Annotated in this window: 15 protein-coding genes and 1 tRNA gene; 4 read left to right on the forward strand and 12 right to left on the reverse strand. The window is 55.6% G+C overall.

Translation table 11 applies throughout. The annotated features are described in order from the left end of the window. The first annotated feature begins 6 nt into the window (after nucleotides 1–6). Nucleotides 7–1,383, forward strand: coding sequence for an HDOD domain-containing protein (locus ABA45_RS02895; RefSeq protein ID WP_048384271.1), 1,377 nt, complete (start codon nucleotides 7–9; stop codon nucleotides 1,381–1,383). Here the strand turns inward: ABA45_RS02895 and ABA45_RS02900 are convergent. From ABA45_RS02900 to rpsU, 5 genes are all read right to left on the reverse strand, one after another. After that, on the reverse strand, nucleotides 1,380–1,850 hold the full coding sequence (locus ABA45_RS02900; protein ID WP_048384272.1) for a DUF2489 domain-containing protein: 471 nt from the start codon (nucleotides 1,848–1,850) through the stop codon (nucleotides 1,380–1,382). The genes ABA45_RS02895 and ABA45_RS02900 overlap by 4 nt on opposite strands. A 68-nt stretch (nucleotides 1,851–1,918) precedes the next feature. After that, nucleotides 1,919–1,995: transfer RNA gene (locus ABA45_RS02905), tRNA-Ile, on the reverse strand. Between the two features lie 97 nt (nucleotides 1,996–2,092). Continuing rightward, nucleotides 2,093–3,943: an RNA polymerase sigma factor RpoD gene (rpoD, locus tag ABA45_RS02910; RefSeq protein WP_048384273.1), complete on the reverse strand. Its 1,851-nt coding sequence runs from the start codon at nucleotides 3,941–3,943 to the stop codon at nucleotides 2,093–2,095. 107 nt (nucleotides 3,944–4,050) lie between these two features. Continuing rightward, a complete protein-coding gene (gene dnaG / locus ABA45_RS02915) occupies nucleotides 4,051–5,787 on the reverse strand; it encodes a DNA primase (protein WP_048384274.1) in 1,737 nt (578 codons plus the stop codon). Between the two features lie 160 nt (nucleotides 5,788–5,947). Then, nucleotides 5,948–6,163 (reverse strand): 30S ribosomal protein S21, encoded by a 216-nt coding sequence (gene rpsU / locus ABA45_RS02920; protein ID WP_007350211.1) that lies wholly within the window; start codon nucleotides 6,161–6,163, stop codon nucleotides 5,948–5,950. 243 nt (nucleotides 6,164–6,406) lie between these two features. Between rpsU and tsaD the strand changes: the two genes are divergently transcribed. After that, a complete protein-coding gene (gene tsaD, locus ABA45_RS02925) occupies nucleotides 6,407–7,465 on the forward strand; it encodes a tRNA (adenosine(37)-N6)-threonylcarbamoyltransferase complex transferase subunit TsaD (protein ID WP_048384275.1) in 1,059 nt (352 codons plus the stop codon). A 51-nt stretch (nucleotides 7,466–7,516) separates the two neighbouring features. Here the strand turns inward: tsaD and plsY are convergent, their stop codons facing one another. Further along, complete coding sequence (plsY, locus tag ABA45_RS02930; RefSeq protein ID WP_048384276.1) at nucleotides 7,517–8,110, reverse strand: glycerol-3-phosphate 1-O-acyltransferase PlsY; 594 nt, start codon at nucleotides 8,108–8,110, stop codon at nucleotides 7,517–7,519. Nucleotides 8,111–8,250: 140 nt separating this feature from the next. On the opposite strand from plsY, the gene folB reads away from it, so the two are divergent. Both folB and folK (ABA45_RS02940) read left to right on the forward strand, forming a co-directional pair. Beyond that, nucleotides 8,251–8,610 (forward strand): dihydroneopterin aldolase, encoded by a 360-nt coding sequence (folB, locus tag ABA45_RS02935; protein WP_048384277.1) that lies wholly within the window; start codon nucleotides 8,251–8,253, stop codon nucleotides 8,608–8,610. Next, complete coding sequence (gene folK / locus ABA45_RS02940; RefSeq protein ID WP_041635041.1) at nucleotides 8,607–9,155, forward strand: 2-amino-4-hydroxy-6-hydroxymethyldihydropteridine diphosphokinase; 549 nt, start codon at nucleotides 8,607–8,609, stop codon at nucleotides 9,153–9,155. Before folB ends, folK (ABA45_RS02940) begins: the two co-directional genes overlap by 4 nt. Here the strand turns inward: folK (ABA45_RS02940) and pgi are convergent. The 6 genes from pgi to ABA45_RS02970 all read right to left on the reverse strand — a co-directional run bounded on the left by pgi (nucleotide 9,108) and on the right by ABA45_RS02970 (nucleotide 16,577). Further along, the gene (pgi, locus tag ABA45_RS02945; protein WP_048388627.1) at nucleotides 9,108–10,775 is read right to left on the reverse strand and encodes a glucose-6-phosphate isomerase; all 1,668 of its coding nucleotides are present in this window, start codon (nucleotides 10,773–10,775) and stop codon (nucleotides 9,108–9,110) included. The two genes, folK (ABA45_RS02940) and pgi, sit on opposite strands and share 48 nt — an antisense overlap. 73 nt (nucleotides 10,776–10,848) lie before the next feature. After that, entirely contained in the window at nucleotides 10,849–11,697 is an 849-nt protein-coding gene (gene panC / locus ABA45_RS02950) for a pantoate--beta-alanine ligase (protein WP_048384278.1), read from the reverse strand. Next, complete coding sequence (gene panB, locus ABA45_RS02955; protein ID WP_048384279.1) at nucleotides 11,694–12,488, reverse strand: 3-methyl-2-oxobutanoate hydroxymethyltransferase; 795 nt, start codon at nucleotides 12,486–12,488, stop codon at nucleotides 11,694–11,696. Before panB ends, panC begins: the two co-directional genes overlap by 4 nt. A gap of 115 nt (nucleotides 12,489–12,603) precedes the next feature. Continuing rightward, the gene (gene folK, locus ABA45_RS02960; RefSeq protein ID WP_048384280.1) at nucleotides 12,604–13,110 is read right to left on the reverse strand and encodes a 2-amino-4-hydroxy-6-hydroxymethyldihydropteridine diphosphokinase; all 507 of its coding nucleotides are present in this window, start codon (nucleotides 13,108–13,110) and stop codon (nucleotides 12,604–12,606) included. After that, a complete protein-coding gene (pcnB, locus tag ABA45_RS02965; protein ID WP_048384281.1) occupies nucleotides 13,110–14,471 on the reverse strand; it encodes a polynucleotide adenylyltransferase PcnB in 1,362 nt (453 codons plus the stop codon). The genes folK (ABA45_RS02960) and pcnB overlap by 1 nt, the downstream gene beginning before the upstream one ends. 702 nt (nucleotides 14,472–15,173) lie before the next feature. Then, nucleotides 15,174–16,577, reverse strand: a complete 1,404-nt coding sequence (locus ABA45_RS02970; protein WP_048384282.1) for a sigma-54-dependent transcriptional regulator — start codon at nucleotides 16,575–16,577, stop codon at nucleotides 15,174–15,176. Nucleotides 16,578–16,580 lie beyond the last annotated feature (3 nt).

Genomic DNA, 16,580 nt, shown 5'->3' on the forward strand with positions numbered 1-16,580 from the left:
TGCCCAATGGAAGTTCCGGCTACGGTTCGCCAGGCTCTTGGTGAATGCGCAACCAGCATTGCATTGCGGGACGTCGATAAAGCCGACCCGGATCAACTGCTGCGAATGGTGTTGCTGAGCGACGGCTGCCATAAGCTTCAGGTAATCTACCGCAGTTGTGACTTGCTGGACCTTGAAGCGCTGAATACACATTTGCGCCATAGTTACACACTGCTACCTGCTGCCGAACAGCAAAGGCTGTGTAGCCGGCTGGGGCTGTCTGAACTGTCTGAGCTGCCTGCGCTGCCGGCTCTGACTGGTTGGCGTACGGTTATCGATTCGGCGGTAGATGCGGGCTCTGCAGTGGCCCTGATGTTGCAAAATCCTCACTTGGCCATGGTTATGCCCGCACATGATTTTATGGATCTGTGCGGCGAGGCCGGTCGCCTGAACTGCGCAGTTGCTGTAGCACCCCTGGTCGAGGCTATTGCAGACCACGGGAATGATCGCGAGCAGGTTCATTTTGCCATCAAGCGCTTTTCCAGTTTGCGGATACGCCAACGCCTGGAAGACACGCTGGAGCTACCGCCGCTTCCGGAAACGGCCCGCCGTATTATTCGCCTGCGCACAGATCCCAATTCTGTAATGGCTGATCTGGTAGACATCGTGGAGAGCGATCCCAGCCTTGCAGCGCAAGTCATCAGCTGGGCATCGTCGTCGTTTTACGCGGCTCCCAGCCGGGTAAACTCGGTGCACGATGCCATATCCCGTGTGTTGGGATTTGATATGGTGATGAACTTGGCAATGGGGCTATCGCTGGGCCGGGTGCTGCGTCCGCCGACACTGGGCATTCGCGGCTACGAGGATTACTGGCAGCAGGCCGCTTGGCTGGCTAACGGTGCCGGGCTGCTTGCCAGCCTGATAGCCGGCGCCGGGCGCCCTGTTTTCGGTTTGGCTTATCTGGCTGGCTTGCTGCACAATTTCGGCACTCTGGTGCTGGCTCATGTGTTCCCGCCCCATTTCAGTCTGCTGTGTCGCGCGCAGGAGGTAAATCCGGGCCTGGACTCGTCCATCGTCGAGCGCCACTTGCTGGGTATTACTGGCGGGCAGATTGCAGCACAACTGATGGAAAACTGGAGCATGCCGGAGGAGGTAACCAGTGCCGTTCGTCAGTATAAAGACCCTGCTGCTGCGAGCGAGCATCAAGTTTATAGTCAGGTACTCTGGCTGGCACGGCAGCTGTTGATTGAACGCGGAATAGGGTTGGGAGTGGTTAAGCCCATCACCCCCGGAATTTACCGACAGCTAGGGCTGGATCCGAAGCGGGTGCACGAGCGTTTCGACCGGCTGGTTACTAATCGCGATAGTGTGCTGGAGATGGCCAGTATGTTAACGCCCCGCTAGCTCACACCCTCGCTAAAAACATATGCCCGAATGGCAGTGGCTGCGAGGCGAATTTCGTCGGCGTGACCCTGTTCAATGGCATAGCGTTCCTTGTCCATCTTACTGACAAACTTCGGCTCAGTTTCTAGCCGGGCCTGATGGGTGGGCATGTGTTGTAGTTTGTCGTGCACCTGCTGAAAAACGGCAAACGGCGATTTTTGTAGCAGCGTCGGCTCCACGTGATCCAGCAAGCCTTTGATCCGCAAACAGGCCTCAGAAGACTCAACCTGACCCGCCTCTACCGCCTGTGCCAAGATACGAATACTTTGAATCATCGATTCCCGCCGCTTGCGCGCAAACTCGCCCGCTTTTTCGCTACGTCGCTGATCAGCGCTTAATGCATCGCGTTGGCGGTATATAAACAGTGCCAGAAGGACAATGGCGCCCAAACCAAACGCAATTAACAGCCATTCTTGCCAGCTTTCCATGGAGTGCTCCGTGTTGACGATATGTATGCGGGCTCTGGATGTGCTTTAAGCTTTTGCAAATATACGAGTGGTGGGCCTTGCTGGACTTGAACCAGCGACCAATCGATTATGAGTCGACTGCTCTAACCAACTGAGCTAAAGGCCCGTAACGCGGGGTATTCCAATGTTTCTGTTTGCGCAGTACAAACAAAAGCGAGCGCCAGTATAGCGATGAGAGCAGGCGCTCGCCAGTGTTGTGACGCTTAAGTGTTGCCTTGATCGTCGATAAAGCCGCGCAAATGGTCTGAACGCGATGGATGACGCAGTTTACGCAGGGCTTTGGCTTCAATTTGACGAATCCGCTCGCGGGTAACATCAAATTGTTTACCAACTTCTTCCAGCGTGTGGTCGGTGTTCATTTCGATACCAAAGCGCATGCGCAGTACTTTTGATTCGCGGGCGGTTAAGCCGGCCAATACCGAGCGAGTGGCTTCGCGCAGGCCTTCGGCGGTGGCGGAATCTACCGGCGACAAGGCTTGGATGTCTTCAATGAAATCGCCCAGATGGCTGTCTTCGTCGTCGCCAATCGGGGTTTCCATAGAGATAGGCTCTTTGGCAATTTTCAGCACTTTGCGAATCTTATCTTCCGGCATTTCCATCCGCTCGCCCAGTTCTTCCGGCGTGGGCTCGCGGCCCATTTCCTGCAACATCTGGCGCGAAATGCGGTTCAGCTTATTGATGGTCTCAATCATGTGCACCGGAATACGGATGGTGCGAGCCTGATCCGCGATGGAGCGGGTAATGGCCTGACGAATCCACCAGGTAGCGTAGGTTGAGAACTTGTAGCCACGACGATATTCAAACTTGTCAACGGCTTTCATCAGGCCAATGTTGCCTTCCTGAATCAGGTCGAGAAACTGAAGGCCGCGATTAGTGTATTTTTTGGCAATGGAAATCACCAAGCGCAGGTTCGCCTCTACCATCTCTTTCTTGGCGCGGCGGGCCTTGGCCTCACCAATGGATACGCGGCGATTGATTTCCTTGATGTCGACAACGTCTAAATCTACTTCCAACTGAACGTTTTTGATGCGCTTTTGCAAGCGCACGATTTCGTCCAGGCGCTCGGAAATCGCAGAAGCATAGGGCTTTTTGCTGCGAGCAATTTTTTCAGCCCAGTCTAAGTTGATCTCGTTGCCGGGAAACGATTTGATGAATTCTTTACGATCCATTTTACTTTCGCGAATACAGATGCGCATGATGGTGCGCTCATTCTGACGGATCATGTCGTTGGTGGAACGAACAACGTTCACGAGTCCATCAAACGCTTTGTTACCTAGTTTAAACGGGGCAAACACCGCGCCCAGCTCGTTCAGGGCTTTCTGGGTACGTTTGTCGCTGCGGCCATGCTGTTCTAACAGCTCATTGGCGACGGCCAGTTTTTCTTTTAGCAGGTCAAAGCGCAGACGGGTCTCTTCGGGATCTGGGCCGCTCTCAGTTTCTTCTTCTTCGGCATCATCCGCATCGTCGTCGCTGTCTGATTCTTCGGCGCTGGCAGGCACCGCTGGGGCAGGCTCTTCTGGCATGAACGGTTCGGCGTCGTCCGGATCAAGAAAGCCGGCAACAATATCGCTCAACCGGCCTTCATTCTCGACAATGCGATCGTAGCCCTGGATGACCGTGCCGGTGGTGCCGGGAAAGTGTGCAACCGCCGCCATCACGTCGCGAATGCCTTCTTCGATACGCTTGGCGATAACAATTTCGCCTTCGCGGGTCAGCAGTTCAACGGTACCCATCTCGCGCATGTACATTCTAACCGGGTCGGTGGTGCGCCCAGCGTCGGATTCTACTGCAGCCAGAGCCGCTGCGGCTTCGGCAGTTGCGGCTTCATCGGCGGTTGAATCACCATCAGTCATAATCAACGTATCAGCGTCTGGTGCAACTTCAGTTACCTGAATGCCCATGTCGTTGATCATGCGAATGATGTCTTCGACCTGATCCGGGTCAGCGATGTCTTCCGGAAGGTGATCGTTCACCTCGGCGTAAGTCAGGTAACCTTGTTCCTTGCCTCGCGCGATGAGGTCTTTTAAACGTGATTTTTGCGAATTGCCCGACATAGACACCCTGTAAGCCCGCTAAAGTAAATAAATATTAAGCAACCAGTATAGCTGCCGACCTAATGCTCTGCCACCGAATGGATAGATGGTGACCAGTGCTTAAATTTTCAAGTCCCGTTGTTCTTTGTGCCACTGCCTAATGTACGTAATTCGATGCGTTCTTCGGGACTCAGATTGGGCAAATTACGCACCAATTCGACAAACCTTTGTTGCCGCGATGCTTCCTCAGTTGGGCTGAGAAGTTCCCGTGCCGCTTCCAGTGTGTGCTCGCGTGCGGGTATATGCTCAATGCCGTCAAACAAATGAAAAAAACGGTCTCTGGCTTGAACATCTGTCGCTAAAGCGCTAATGAGTGCCGGTTGATTGGCGAGTTTGCTTTCTAAAATCCAGTTGGCGAACGCCGCTGCCTGAATAAATTGCCGTGAGCCACGAGCAGCTTCGGCTACTTCTGAGGCCAGATCTGGCGCTTCCGTCAAAGCGAGACACAGTAAGCTGTCTTTGCTCAGTTTTACGTCAATCCGCTGTTCTTGTATTCGTTCCCGTTGCCAGCTTTTGTTGCCGCCCCGTTCTTGCCAGGGTTTTTTTTGCCATTGGTCGCGACCGCTGCAAAGGCGAAGCATTTCATGCCACATGGCGTCGCGTAGCGTGCACTTGGGCATTTTGTTGAGCATGGGCTCAGCCCGGGCGCGCAACTCTCCGCGGTGCTCGGGCAGTTGCAAGTCGAGGCCATCGCTCTGGCGATCGAACAAATAGCGTGACAGCGGTATAGCCGCTTCAATCCGTTTACTGAAGGCTTCGGCACCTTCTTTACGAATCAGAGTGTCCGGGTCTTCGCCTTGGGGCATCATCAGAAATTGCAGATGCAAACCGTCGGCCATCAGTTCCAGTGCGTTTTCCAGCGCGCGATCTGCCGCGTGATAACCCGCTGTGTCGCCATCAAAACAGAACACAATGTGGCGCACCTGGCGCATTAAAGCGCTCAGATTATCCTGATTGGTGGCGGTACCCAGTGTGGCCACAGCAAACTTGATGCCATGCTGGGCTAGGGCGATGACGTCCATGTAGCCTTCAACAACCAACAACTTGTCCAGCTGTTTCAGGTTTTGCCGCGCCTCATAGAGACCGTATATTTCACGGCTCTTATGAAAAACGTCAGACTCCGGCGAGTTGATGTATTTGGCTTTGTCGTCACCCAGAGTGCGCCCGCCAAAGGCGATGGTTTTGCCGCGGGTGTTGCGGATTGGAAACATCACCCGGTTGCGAAACAGATCTCTGGGCCGGCCATATTGGTCGGACACCGTTTTGGTTTCCAGCAACGGTTCTTTGAAGCTGGTGCCTGCAGCGTCGCATAATGCCGTGCCGCCAGCGGGGGCAAATCCGATCTGATATTGCTGGATAATGGCCTGGTCCAGCCCGCGCTGCTGCAGATAGTCGCGGGCAAAAGCACCGGCGTCGCTGCCCAGCGCCTGCTGATAAAAACGGCTGGCGAAATCCAGTGCCTCTGTCAGTGTTCGAGTTTGCTGCATTTCCTGCTTGGCAGCCTGATCGTAGGGCACTTCCATTCCGGCTCTGCGCGCCAGATCTTCAACTGCTTCGGTAAAACCCAGGCCTTCGAATTCCCTTAAAAAACTGATCGCGTCGCCGTGTGCGCCGCACCCGAAGCAGTGGTAAAAGCCTTTGTCTGGCCGCACATTAAACGACGGTGTTTTTTCATCGTGAAACGGGCAGCAAGCTTTGTAATTTGCACCGGCTTTTTTCAGGGTGACGCGAGAGCCAATCAGCTCGGCCAGATCGATCCGGTCTAGCAGATCTTCAACAAATCGTTGCGGGATCAGTCCGCTCATTCGGGCTCCGGGTGTGGCCTTAGACGGGGCCGTAATAGCAGAATAGGCAATAAATAAAAATGCCGCCGAAGCCAGGCCTCGGCGGCATTTTTAAATCGCTTTGAGCGGCCTGTAGCCGTTCAGGCGATTAATTTTTGCAGTCAAGCGGCGTTGCTAAAACTTAGTACAAACGCTCAAACTTACGTTGTTCACGCTGAAGCTTCTTGAGGTGACGCTTAACGGCCGCAGCAGCTTTACGTTTACGAACAGAAGTCGGCTTCTCGTAGTGCTCGCGACGGCGCACTTCGGAAAGGACGCCTGCTTTTTCGCAGGAACGCTTAAAGCGACGTAGGGCTACGTCAAACGGCTCATTCTCTTTCAGTTTAACAGCTGGCATTCGAAAATCACCTACCTGGGTATATTTGGTTCTATGGGTTCCGCTGGGCTTGCCCTGAGCGGTTCTAACACTGGCAGGAATGATCAAAACTCGCCCAGTGCGTAATTTAGGGCGGCAACTATATCCCCTGGGTAGGGCTTAGGTCAATGTCTGTTCTGTGAAACTGCAAGTGCGCCTCAGGTTTCTGCTAAAATGCGTCACCTCTGGATTATTTTGCTTCTTTTACTTTAATGGCGAATAACTATGCTGATTTTAGGTATTGAGACGTCTTGTGACGAAACCGGCGTGGCACTGTACCACACCGAGCGTGGTTTGCTGGCCCACGCGTTGTTCAGTCAGGTAGCGATACACGCTGACTACGGCGGGGTGGTGCCGGAGCTGGCCTCCCGCGACCACGTTCGGAAACTGTTGCCGTTGATAGAGCAAATTCTGGCCGAGGCAGGGCTTGCGCGTGCAGACATTGAAGGCATTGCTTACACCGCAGGTCCTGGCCTCGTGGGTGCGCTAATGGTGGGCGGCGCCGTGGCTCACGCTTTGGGTTTCAGTATGAGCATCCCCGTATTGGGCGTGCATCATATGGAAGGGCATTTGTTGGCGCCAATGCTTGAGCAGAACCCACCGGCTTTTCCTTTCGTTGCGTTGCTAGTGTCCGGGGGCCATACCCAGCTGGTGCAGGTCAGCGGTATCGGCGAGTACATTCTTTTGGGTGAGTCGGTTGACGACGCCGCTGGAGAAGCGTTCGACAAAACCGCCAAAATGCTGGGACTGGATTACCCGGGTGGGCCGAGAGTCGCGGCATTGGCTGAAAAAGGGCAAGCCGGGCGCTATCGATTTCCGCGGCCTATGACAGACCGCCCGGGCCTTGACTTCAGTTTCAGCGGGTTGAAAACCTTTACTCTGAATACTGTCAATGCCGCGCGCGCGGCGGGCGATTTGGGCGATCAGACTCGTGCTGACATTGCCCTGGCATTCGAATCTGCGGTAGTGGACACCCTGGCGATCAAATGTAAACGCGCGTTACAGCTCACCGGGTGCAAACGCTTGGTGATTGCCGGTGGCGTCAGCGCCAACACGCGGCTGCGGGCCGGCCTTGAGACGATGACGGCGAAACTTGGCGCGTCGGTGTTTTACGCGCGGCCGGAGTTCTGTACCGATAACGGAGCGATGATTGCCTACGCCGGGGCCCAGCGCTTGCGGGCAGGGCAGCAAGATGGTGATCGTATTGCGGCGGTGCCGCGCTGGCCGCTGGATACCTTGCCGCCCTTGAATCAGCGTTGCGATGACGGCCTGGCGGGTGCCTGATGGTTAGAATGTGTAGTGCAGTTAGCACTAATAAATTGAAGGCAGTGCTGGCTAGAAGCGGGTTTCGCGCCCCTGCGCCATTCGAATCAGGTTATTGCGGTGGCGAACTAGCACCAGTAACGCCAGTAGGCTGAACATTGGCAGAGTGTGGGGTTGAAGCATCGCGCTGAGCAAAGGCCCGCTGAGCACTGCTACCAAGGACGCCATCGCCGAGATGCGCCAGCGCCACATGGCCAAAAGCCATATTGCGGCCATTAGTAATGTGGTTGTGTGTGCCAGTGCCAGGCCGGCACCGAGAGCTGTAGCGACGCCTTTGCCGCCCCTGAAGTGATAAAACACCGGGATCATATGACCGGTGACTGCGCACAGGGCGACCGCCGCCTGAAGGGTTGTTGATAGCCCCCATTGTTGCGCCGTCCACACTGGCAGCCAGCCTTTGCCGGCATCCAGCAACAGCGTTAGCGCTGCTGGCATCCAGCCTCCGCTGCGAAATACGTTGGTAGCGCCCGGATTGGTGGAGCCCAGAGCGCGTGGGTCTGGCAGCTTAAAGGCACGGCTGACGGGTATAGCGAACAGCACCGAGCCGCCAAGGTAAGCGGCGGCACACAGCAGTACCGTTAAAAAAGGGGCACTGGAAAATATCATAGCGATGTGTCCTAGCTGGCGCAGACGGTTTGAGTCAAACTGTGCGACCATCGTCAAATTTGTCGAGTCTGGTAGCTAACTTTAGCTGCGCTGTCGGGCCGATTCAATCCGGAAAAAATACAGCATTATGTGGAGTGCCTGTGGCAGATCGTGTGTTTATTGAAGGCTTGGAGGTCGAAACCGTTGTAGGGGTATACGACTGGGAGCGGGACATCACCCAGCGCCTGGTGATAGACCTGGACATGGATTGGGACAACCGCGTGCCCGGCGCGTCTGATGACGTCAAGGACGCGCTGGACTACGCCGCGGTGAGTGACTGCGTGATCCGCTGTCTGCAGGCGCTGCAACCCAAATTGCTTGAGCATGCCGCAGAGGTACTGGCGGCCGAGTTGCAACGGGCGTTTGGTATCGAATTTTTGCGACTGAGCATCCGCAAGCCCGGCGCCGTCCCGGCAGCCTCTGCGGTTGGCGTCAGGATCGAGCGTGGGCGCCGCCTGTGAGTACTCCGGTGCTGGTGGGTATAGGTAGCAACCAAAATCGCGAAGCCTGTTTGCAGGCCGCGCTAGATGCCTTGGCCGACTGGTTTGGCGAGCTGGCTTTGTCGCCGGTGTATGAAAGCCCGGCGGTGGGTTTTGACGGTTCCCCGTTTTTGAATATGGTTGCGGGATTCAATACCGCCATGCCGCTGGCAGAGTTGTCGCGCCGCTTTAAAAAGCTGGAGACCGATCATGGCCGGGTTCGGGGCAGCACTCGCTTCGCAGCGCGCACGCTGGATATTGACATTCTGACTTACGGCGATCAGGTCGGGGTGTTTTGCGGTGTGGAATTACCACGTGCCGAAATATTGGTGAACGCGTTTGTGCTTAAGCCCCTAGCGGATGTGGCTGGGTCGCGTTTGCACCCCCAGTGCGGACAAAGCTATCAAGATTTATGGCAGTTACACCGCGCCGGCCCGCCTTTGCACAAGATCAACTTCAGCTGGCGCGGCGGTATAATTTCAAATGCCGTTGGCTGCTCGAAAGCGAGCGATCAGGGCATCGGTTGAGCTGTCGCTATTACCCGTGTTTGCCGGTGCCGGCTGGGCCAGCAGGCGCGGCAGAATGTTTTGTCCCAGCTGCTTGCCCAACTCTACCCCCCACTGATCAAACGAATCCAGGTCCCAGATAACGCCCTGTACAAAGGTGCGATGTTCGTACAAAGCCATCATTGCGCCGAGCGTCCAAGGCGTAAGCTGCTGCATCATCAGAGTGTTGCTGGGTTGGTTTCCCGGTACCACTTTGTGCGAGGCCAGGCGGTCGACGTCTTGCGCTGACCGGCCTTCGGCGATCAGTTCGAACCGGGCTTGTTCCAGCGTTTTTCCGGCCATCATGGCTTGGGACTGGCTCAGACAGTTGGCGAACAGATCGGCGTGATGATTCGCAATGGGGTTATGGCTGACCAACGGAATAATGAAGTCTGCTGGAATCAGCCGGGTACCTTGGTGAATTAGCTGATGGTAGGCGTGCTGTCCGTTGGCGCCGAGCCCACCCCAGATGATGGGGCCGGTATGGTAGGTGACCGCAACGCCTGCGCGAGTCACGCGCTTGCCGTTGCTTTCCATGTCCAATTGCTGAAGGTAATCTGGCAAGCTGCGCAAATACTGGTCATAGGGCAAAATGGCGTGGCTGCAGGCGCCCCACAAATTGTTGTACCAGACACCTAACATGGCCATTACCACGGGCATGTTCTGTGCCAGTGGTGCTTGTATGAAATGTTCGTCCATGGCTTCGGCACCCGCCAGCAATTGGCGAAAATTGTCCATGCCAATGCTCAGGGCAACCGGTAAACCAATGGCTGACCACAGCGAATAGCGCCCGCCAACCCATTCCCACATCGGGAACAGGCTGTCTGCTTCGACACCGAAGGCTTTAGCGGCGTCAACATTAGCGGATACTGCCGCAAAGTGGTGCGCAACGGCGTCTGTTTGCGGGCAGCGCTGAACCAGCCATTCACGGGCTACTTTGGCGTTTTCCAGGGTTTCGGGGGTTTTGAAAGATTTTGACTGCACCAGAAATAGCGTGGTGTGCGGGTTTACTTGGCGCAAAATCTCGCAGATTTCAGTGCCGTCGATATTGGCTGCGTAATGGCAGCGTATGCCGCCGTGGTGATAAGGCGTTAGCGCCTCTGTCGCCAACTTTGGCCCGAGGAAAGAGCCACCAATGCCAATGCTGACCACGTCGGTAAAACGCTCGCCCGTGCAACCGCGGCGTTCACCGCCGGTGACCGCGTTAACAAACCGCTGCATTTGTTTCAGCGTAGCGTGAACTTCCTCTATCACGTTCTTGCCGTTCACCCGAATAGTCTGACCTGCACTTGCCCGCAAGGCGGTATGAAGCGCGGGCCTATTTTCAGTGTTGTTCACCGGCTCGCCGGCGAACAGTGCCTGGCGGCGGGAGGCCAGTTGGCACTCTTCGGCCAGAGCCATCAGGTCGGCGAGGGCGCCATCATCAAGGCGGTTTTTGGAGAAGTCCAGGGTCAGGCCAGCTGCTTCAATCATATAGCGTGATGCCCGTTGGCTGTCCTCGGCGAACAGCTGTGCCATGGGCTTCGTGGTTAGCCGCTGTCGATGGTGCAATAATGCTTGCCAGGCTTTGGTGGCGGCGGGTGTTGATGAATGGCCTTGCATGATGGCGTCCTTCGCAAAATGGCCAGCGCTTGGGTCGCCGGGCACAGAGTCTTCCGTAACAGGGCGGAGCCGGTCAGCGGACCAGTGAAATATTGTCGATGAGCCGGGTAGCGCCCAGAAACACTGCGGCCAGAATGGCGAGCTCGCGATCATCGGCGGTTGCTGGCTTCAGGGTCTGGCTGTTAACAATGTTAACGTAGTCGGGTCGCAAACCCGCATTCAGCAGTTCTGTTTTCGCATGTTCGGATAGGCGTGCAAAGTGGGTGTCACCAGATTGCAGGTCTTTTTCAATGGTCTGGAGAATCTTGTATAGAGCCGGCGCAAGTGCCCGGTCTTCAATGCTGAGATAGCCATTACGGGAACTTTTTGCCAAGCCGTCGCGGTCGCGCACGATGGCGACGCCAATGATTTCGACCGGCAACATCAGGTCGCGCACTAGCTTGCGAATAATCGTTAACTGCTGCAGGTCTTTTTCGCCAAACAGAGCAAAATCCGGTTGCACCATGTTTAGCAACATAGTGACAACGGTGGACACGCCGTCAAAGTGGCCAGGCCGGCTGGCACCACAGTGGCCTTCGCTGATGTCAGACACCATCACTTTGGTCTGATGAGCCAGACCAGCCGGATAAATGTCCGCGGCGGAAGGCGTAAACAGCAGCGTGTTACCGGCTCCCGCCAGCATGCTCTGGTCTTCCATCAGGGTGCGGGGGTAGCTGTCGAGATCTTCGCTGGCACCAAACTGCATGGGGTTCACAAAAATGCTGGTTATCACAATATCTGCGGCTTCTGCGGCTTTGCGAACCAAGGACAGGTGACCTTCGTGCAAGTTGCCCATGGTGGGCACCAGAGCGATGGTTTTACCTTGCTGACGCCAGCTGCGCACCATGGCGCGCAGCTCTTTAACGGTGTTGACAGTTCTCATGCTTTGAACGTGTGCTCCTCTGCGGGGAATGTACGCTCGCTAACGGCTTTGGCGTAGGCTGCCAGAGCGTTGGTAACGGAGCCGTTTTCAGCCAAAAAGTTTTTCACAAAGCGCGGTTTGCGGCCGGGGGTCATGCCAAGCATGTCGTATACCACCAGCACTTGGCCGTCGGTGTCGGCGCCGGCGCCAATGCCGATCACCGGTGCTTTGACGGCTTTTGCGATGCGTGCAGCCAGAGCGGCGGGCACGCATTCCAACAGAATGACATCGGCGCCGGCGGCTTCCAGCTCGCAGGCGTGTTCAACCATCAGGTCTGCTGCCTTTTCGTCGCGCCCTTGAACTTTATAGCCGCCGAACTTGTTGACGAATTGCGGTGTCAGGCCTAAGTGCGCGCACACTGGAACGCCACGTTCGCTGAGCGCCTGAATGGTATCTCGCATCCAGCCGGTGCCTTCCAGTTTGACCATGTGGGCGCCGGCACGCATTAACTTTGCCGCGTTTTCCAGCGCGGCTTCGGTGGTGCCGTAGCTCATAAATGGCATGTCGGCCATCACCAGCGAGCCGCGATTGCCTTTGGCGACGCAGCTGACGTGGTACACCATTTGATCCATGGTGACAGGCAGGGTGCTGTCGTTGCCCTGCAGTACCATGCCAAGCGAGTCTCCTATCAAAATGACGTCTACGCCGGCTTCGCTGACCAGCTGGGCAAAGGTGGCATCGTAGGAGGTCAGCGCGGAAAATGCTTCGCCGCGCTGTTTGTATTCTCGCAGTGTGTTGATGGTAACGGCCATAAATTCCTCGCCTTTGCGATGGTTGGTCTAAATACCGGCTATGCCGGGTGTCCACAATTGCATCTGCTGCTGAAACAGTGTCATTCCAACCCTAACATTAGCAAATTTCGGGTGTTTAGGAGTGATCGTTTCTAGCGACTGGGGGCAGTTTGCGTAATTGGTTATCAGGGCACTGCTGGCGCAGCAGTGCTAATGCTGTGCCGTCGGGTAGGGTCAGCTTCGGGTTTAAGTCCAGTAAGGGTTGCAGGGCAAAGTCCCGCTGCGACAGTTGTGCGTGGGGTACTGTCAGGCGGTCATCGTTTAGCGTTTGCTGGCCGTATAGCAGCACGTCTAAGTCCAGCGTGCGTGGCCCCCAGTGTTGCAGGCGCTCGCGGCCGTGGGCCTGTTCAATATTCTGCAAATGGTTTAGCAGTACGTGAGGCTTCAGGCTGGTACTCAGCCATGCCGCACCGTTGACATAATCTGGCTGGCCCTGAGGGCCTACCGGTTTGCTGGCGTAAAATGGAGATTGAGCAACCAGCGAAGTGTTCGGTAACGCTGCCAGTTCTGCAATGGCACGACCCAGCTGCGAAGCCGGGTCTGCCAGGTTGCTACCCAGGCCAATAAATACGTCTGTCATCATCAATCCTGCGGCGGCCGCTTAACCGGTTTACGCCGGCGCTTGCGAGGTTTGGCTTCACCGCTGTCAAGATCTGTAATCATGCGTTCCTGGGCGCGTTCGTCCAGGCGCTGAAACTGTGTCCACCACTGACCCAGACCGGGCTCAATCTCGCCGGCGCTCTCACGCACCAATAAGAAATCATAGGCGGCGCGAAAACGCGGATGCCCTAAGGTGATCAGTGCGCGTTTACCCTGGCGCCGTGGCAGGCGCATTTGCAGTTCCCAGATTTCCTTCATGGGCCCGGAAAAGCGTTTGGGGATAGACGTTGCCTGTACCTGGCGGCCAATCACTTTGGAGATCGCACTGTGCAGAGCCGGCTGTACCGGATCGCCGTTGTCTTGACATCGGCGCCATTCGGCTTGCAGCGCAGGCCATAGCATAGCGGCGAACAGGAAATACGGGGTGACCGACTTGCCTTGGGCTATGCGTGCGTCAGTGTTGCGCAGCGCTTGGCGAATTAACTCGTCGGGTTCACCGGCTGCCAGCGCGCTGGCGGTGTCGGGAAAGAGCGGTGCCAGCAAATCGTAATGGCGCAGTTTGTCAAAAGTTGCTTCGCCATAACCGGCTGAAAACAGCTTTAGCACCTCGTCAAACAGTCGCGCCGCGGGAATGTGGGTCAGCAGCGGTGCCAGCTCGCGAATGGGGGCCTCGGTGGCCGGCTCGATGGCAAAATCGAGTTTGGCGGCGAAACGAATGGCGCGCAGCATGCGCACAGGATCTTCCCGGTAACGGGTTTCCGGGTCACCAATTAATCGCATCTGGCGGTTGTTCAGGTCATCAACGCCATTTGCGAAGTCAATAACACTGAAATCGCGGATGCAGTAATAAAGGGCATTGATGGTGAAATCCCGGCGCAGCGCATCCTCTTCGAGGTTACCGTAGACATTGTCGCGCAGCAGTTGCCCGTGTTCGCTGGTTTTGCGATCGTCATCGTCATCATCGGCGGGATTGGCATTGCCGCGGAAGGTTGTCACCTCGATGACCTCGCGGCCGAAGACCACGTGCACAATACGAAACCTGCGCCCGATCAGGCGCGAGTTGCGAAACAGCTCGTGCACTTCTTCAGGCGTTGCATCGGTCGCAATGTCGAAATCTTTGGGTTGGCCACTGAGCAGTATGTCGCGCACGCCACCACCCACCAGGTAGGCTTCATAGCCCGCTTTGTTGAGGCGATGCAACACTTTTTTGGCGGGCTCACTGATGGCCGTGCGGGAAACACTGTGCTGGTCCCGTGAAATGTCCCTCCGCTGATAGCCAAGGGGTTTTTTCCGGGAGCTGCCGGGCATGAACGAGCGCAGTTTGTCGACGAGTCTTTTAGGCATTGAAATCCGTTGCGGCCATAGCGGCGATGAGCAAAAACAAAGAGTCTAACGGTTTGCGCCGCTTTTGCACACGTTTGCTGTGGATTGCTATGGTTTGCCCATGCCCGGGCATTCACCTGGGCCCATAAATTAAAGGGCGGATTCGCTTACACGAACCCGCCCGCTAAAATCTGACGATCTAAATTATTTTTATTATTACTGGGATTCTTCTTATTTATTGTGTCCCACCGTAAGCCCCAATATCGGGGTATTTCAAACAAACAGAAAGCTTTGAATACTTAGAGTGGTCAAAAGCTTTATTCAAGCCTTGCGTGTCAGCAGCGACGTCTAGTGAACGTTTCTTATCTGCTTCAACAACTTTCACAAACTAAGGGACCGCTAAAAAGCAAGGCATCCAAAACACTCAATTCGCTCGCGCTCTATTATTATTTTTGTTTCTGAGCGCTTCTCGCAGCTTATTTTTTTGTTTTTGTTGGCATGCTGCATTGTCACATCTTGTTTTTGTTGTTGTGCCCTATATTCAAAGCAGCCGCCGTGCCAGTTTTATAAATTCAATGATAAACAGCAGCTTGGCGTTTTCGTAGGGATAGGTGTTACCCCGTATTTGGGAAAAGTGTTACCGGTAGGTCATAAATGGCGAGGAAAGTGTTACCAGAGGAAACAGTCGGTAACACAAGGTAGAACGGTCGGCAGCGGCCGAGGTCAGCTGCCAGACGTTTTTTTGCGCGGAATGCCCAGCCGTTGTCGCCTCTCCCATAAAGATTTACGACTGATACCCAGTTTTTGGGCTAACTCGGTTTCACTCATTCGGTCCTGGTTCTCCAATACGAAGTGTTGAAAGTAGTCTTCCAGCGACAGATCTCCTTGGCTGCCTAGACCTTGAGCATCGGCTTGCTCGTTGTTACCAGCCACCAGGGTTTCGGGGATGTACTCACCGTCGCCGTTCAAATCCAGTAGTGCGGGGGTGATCAGTTCGGAGTCACATAAAATAGTGGCTCGCTCAATGGCATTTTCCAGCTCTCGTACGTTTCCTGGCCAGCGATGCCGCTCTATTGTGCGCACGGCATCTGCGCTGAACTGCAAATCGGGTTTGCCCATTTTGGCGCCTTGGCGCTTTAAAAAACGCCGCGCAAGTATCAAAATATCTCCCTGGCGATCGCGTAGGGGGGGAATACGCACCTGCATTACGTTCAGGCGATAGAACAAATCTTCACGGAATTCGCCGCTGCGGGTCATCGCTTTTAAATTGCGGTGGGTGGCTGCCAGCATGCGAACGTTAACTTTGATGCTTTGGGTGGAACCCACCTTACGAATTTCGCCTTCTTGCAAAACTCGTAGTAGCCGAGATTGAGCTTCAGCGGGCAATTCGCCTATTTCATCCAGAAACAGACTGCCGCCGTTGGCGGCTTCAATAAGCCCGGTGCGGGCGTTGACGGCGCCGGTAAACGCGCCTTTTTCGTGGCCGAACAGTTCTGACTCAATCAGGCTTTCGGGAATTGCGGCGCAGTTAACCGAAATCAGTGGTGCCGTTGCCCGTGGGCTCAGCAGGTGCAGGGCACGGGCCGCCAGTTCTTTTCCGGTGCCGGACTCACCCTGAATAAGCACTGTGGTTCCGGTGGGCGCCACTTTACGAATCAGGGTGAACACCCGCTGCATCGGTTCGCACTGACCAAACATGATGCTGGCTGGGTCGGAGTCTGCGGTTTGATGTGCTGTTTTAGCGGTCACGGCGCTGCTGCCATCCGCTGCTGCGATCGTGGATTTGCGCTCCAGAATGGCGGCTACCAATGCCAGCATTTCGTTGTGATCAAAAGGCTTGGCGATGTACTCCACGGCCCCCAGCTTCATTGAGTCAACGGCGGAGCGCAGGCTGGCGTAGCTGGTCATAATCAGCACCGGCGTTGTCGGCGCGCGTCGGATCATTTCGGTGCCCGGAGCACCGGGTAATCGTAGATCGGATATGATCAGATCGAAACTGCTCAAGTCATGCTCTTCGGCTTCCTCCACCGAGCCTGCGTCGGAGACGTCGTAGCCGGCGTGGGTTAGCATCTTGCGGACTGCGGAGCGAATGATGTGTTCATCTTCAACAATCAGGATACGGGGCATATC

The organism is Marinobacter psychrophilus (genome assembly GCF_001043175.1).
Classification (GTDB): domain Bacteria; phylum Pseudomonadota; class Gammaproteobacteria; order Pseudomonadales; family Oleiphilaceae; genus Marinobacter; species Marinobacter psychrophilus.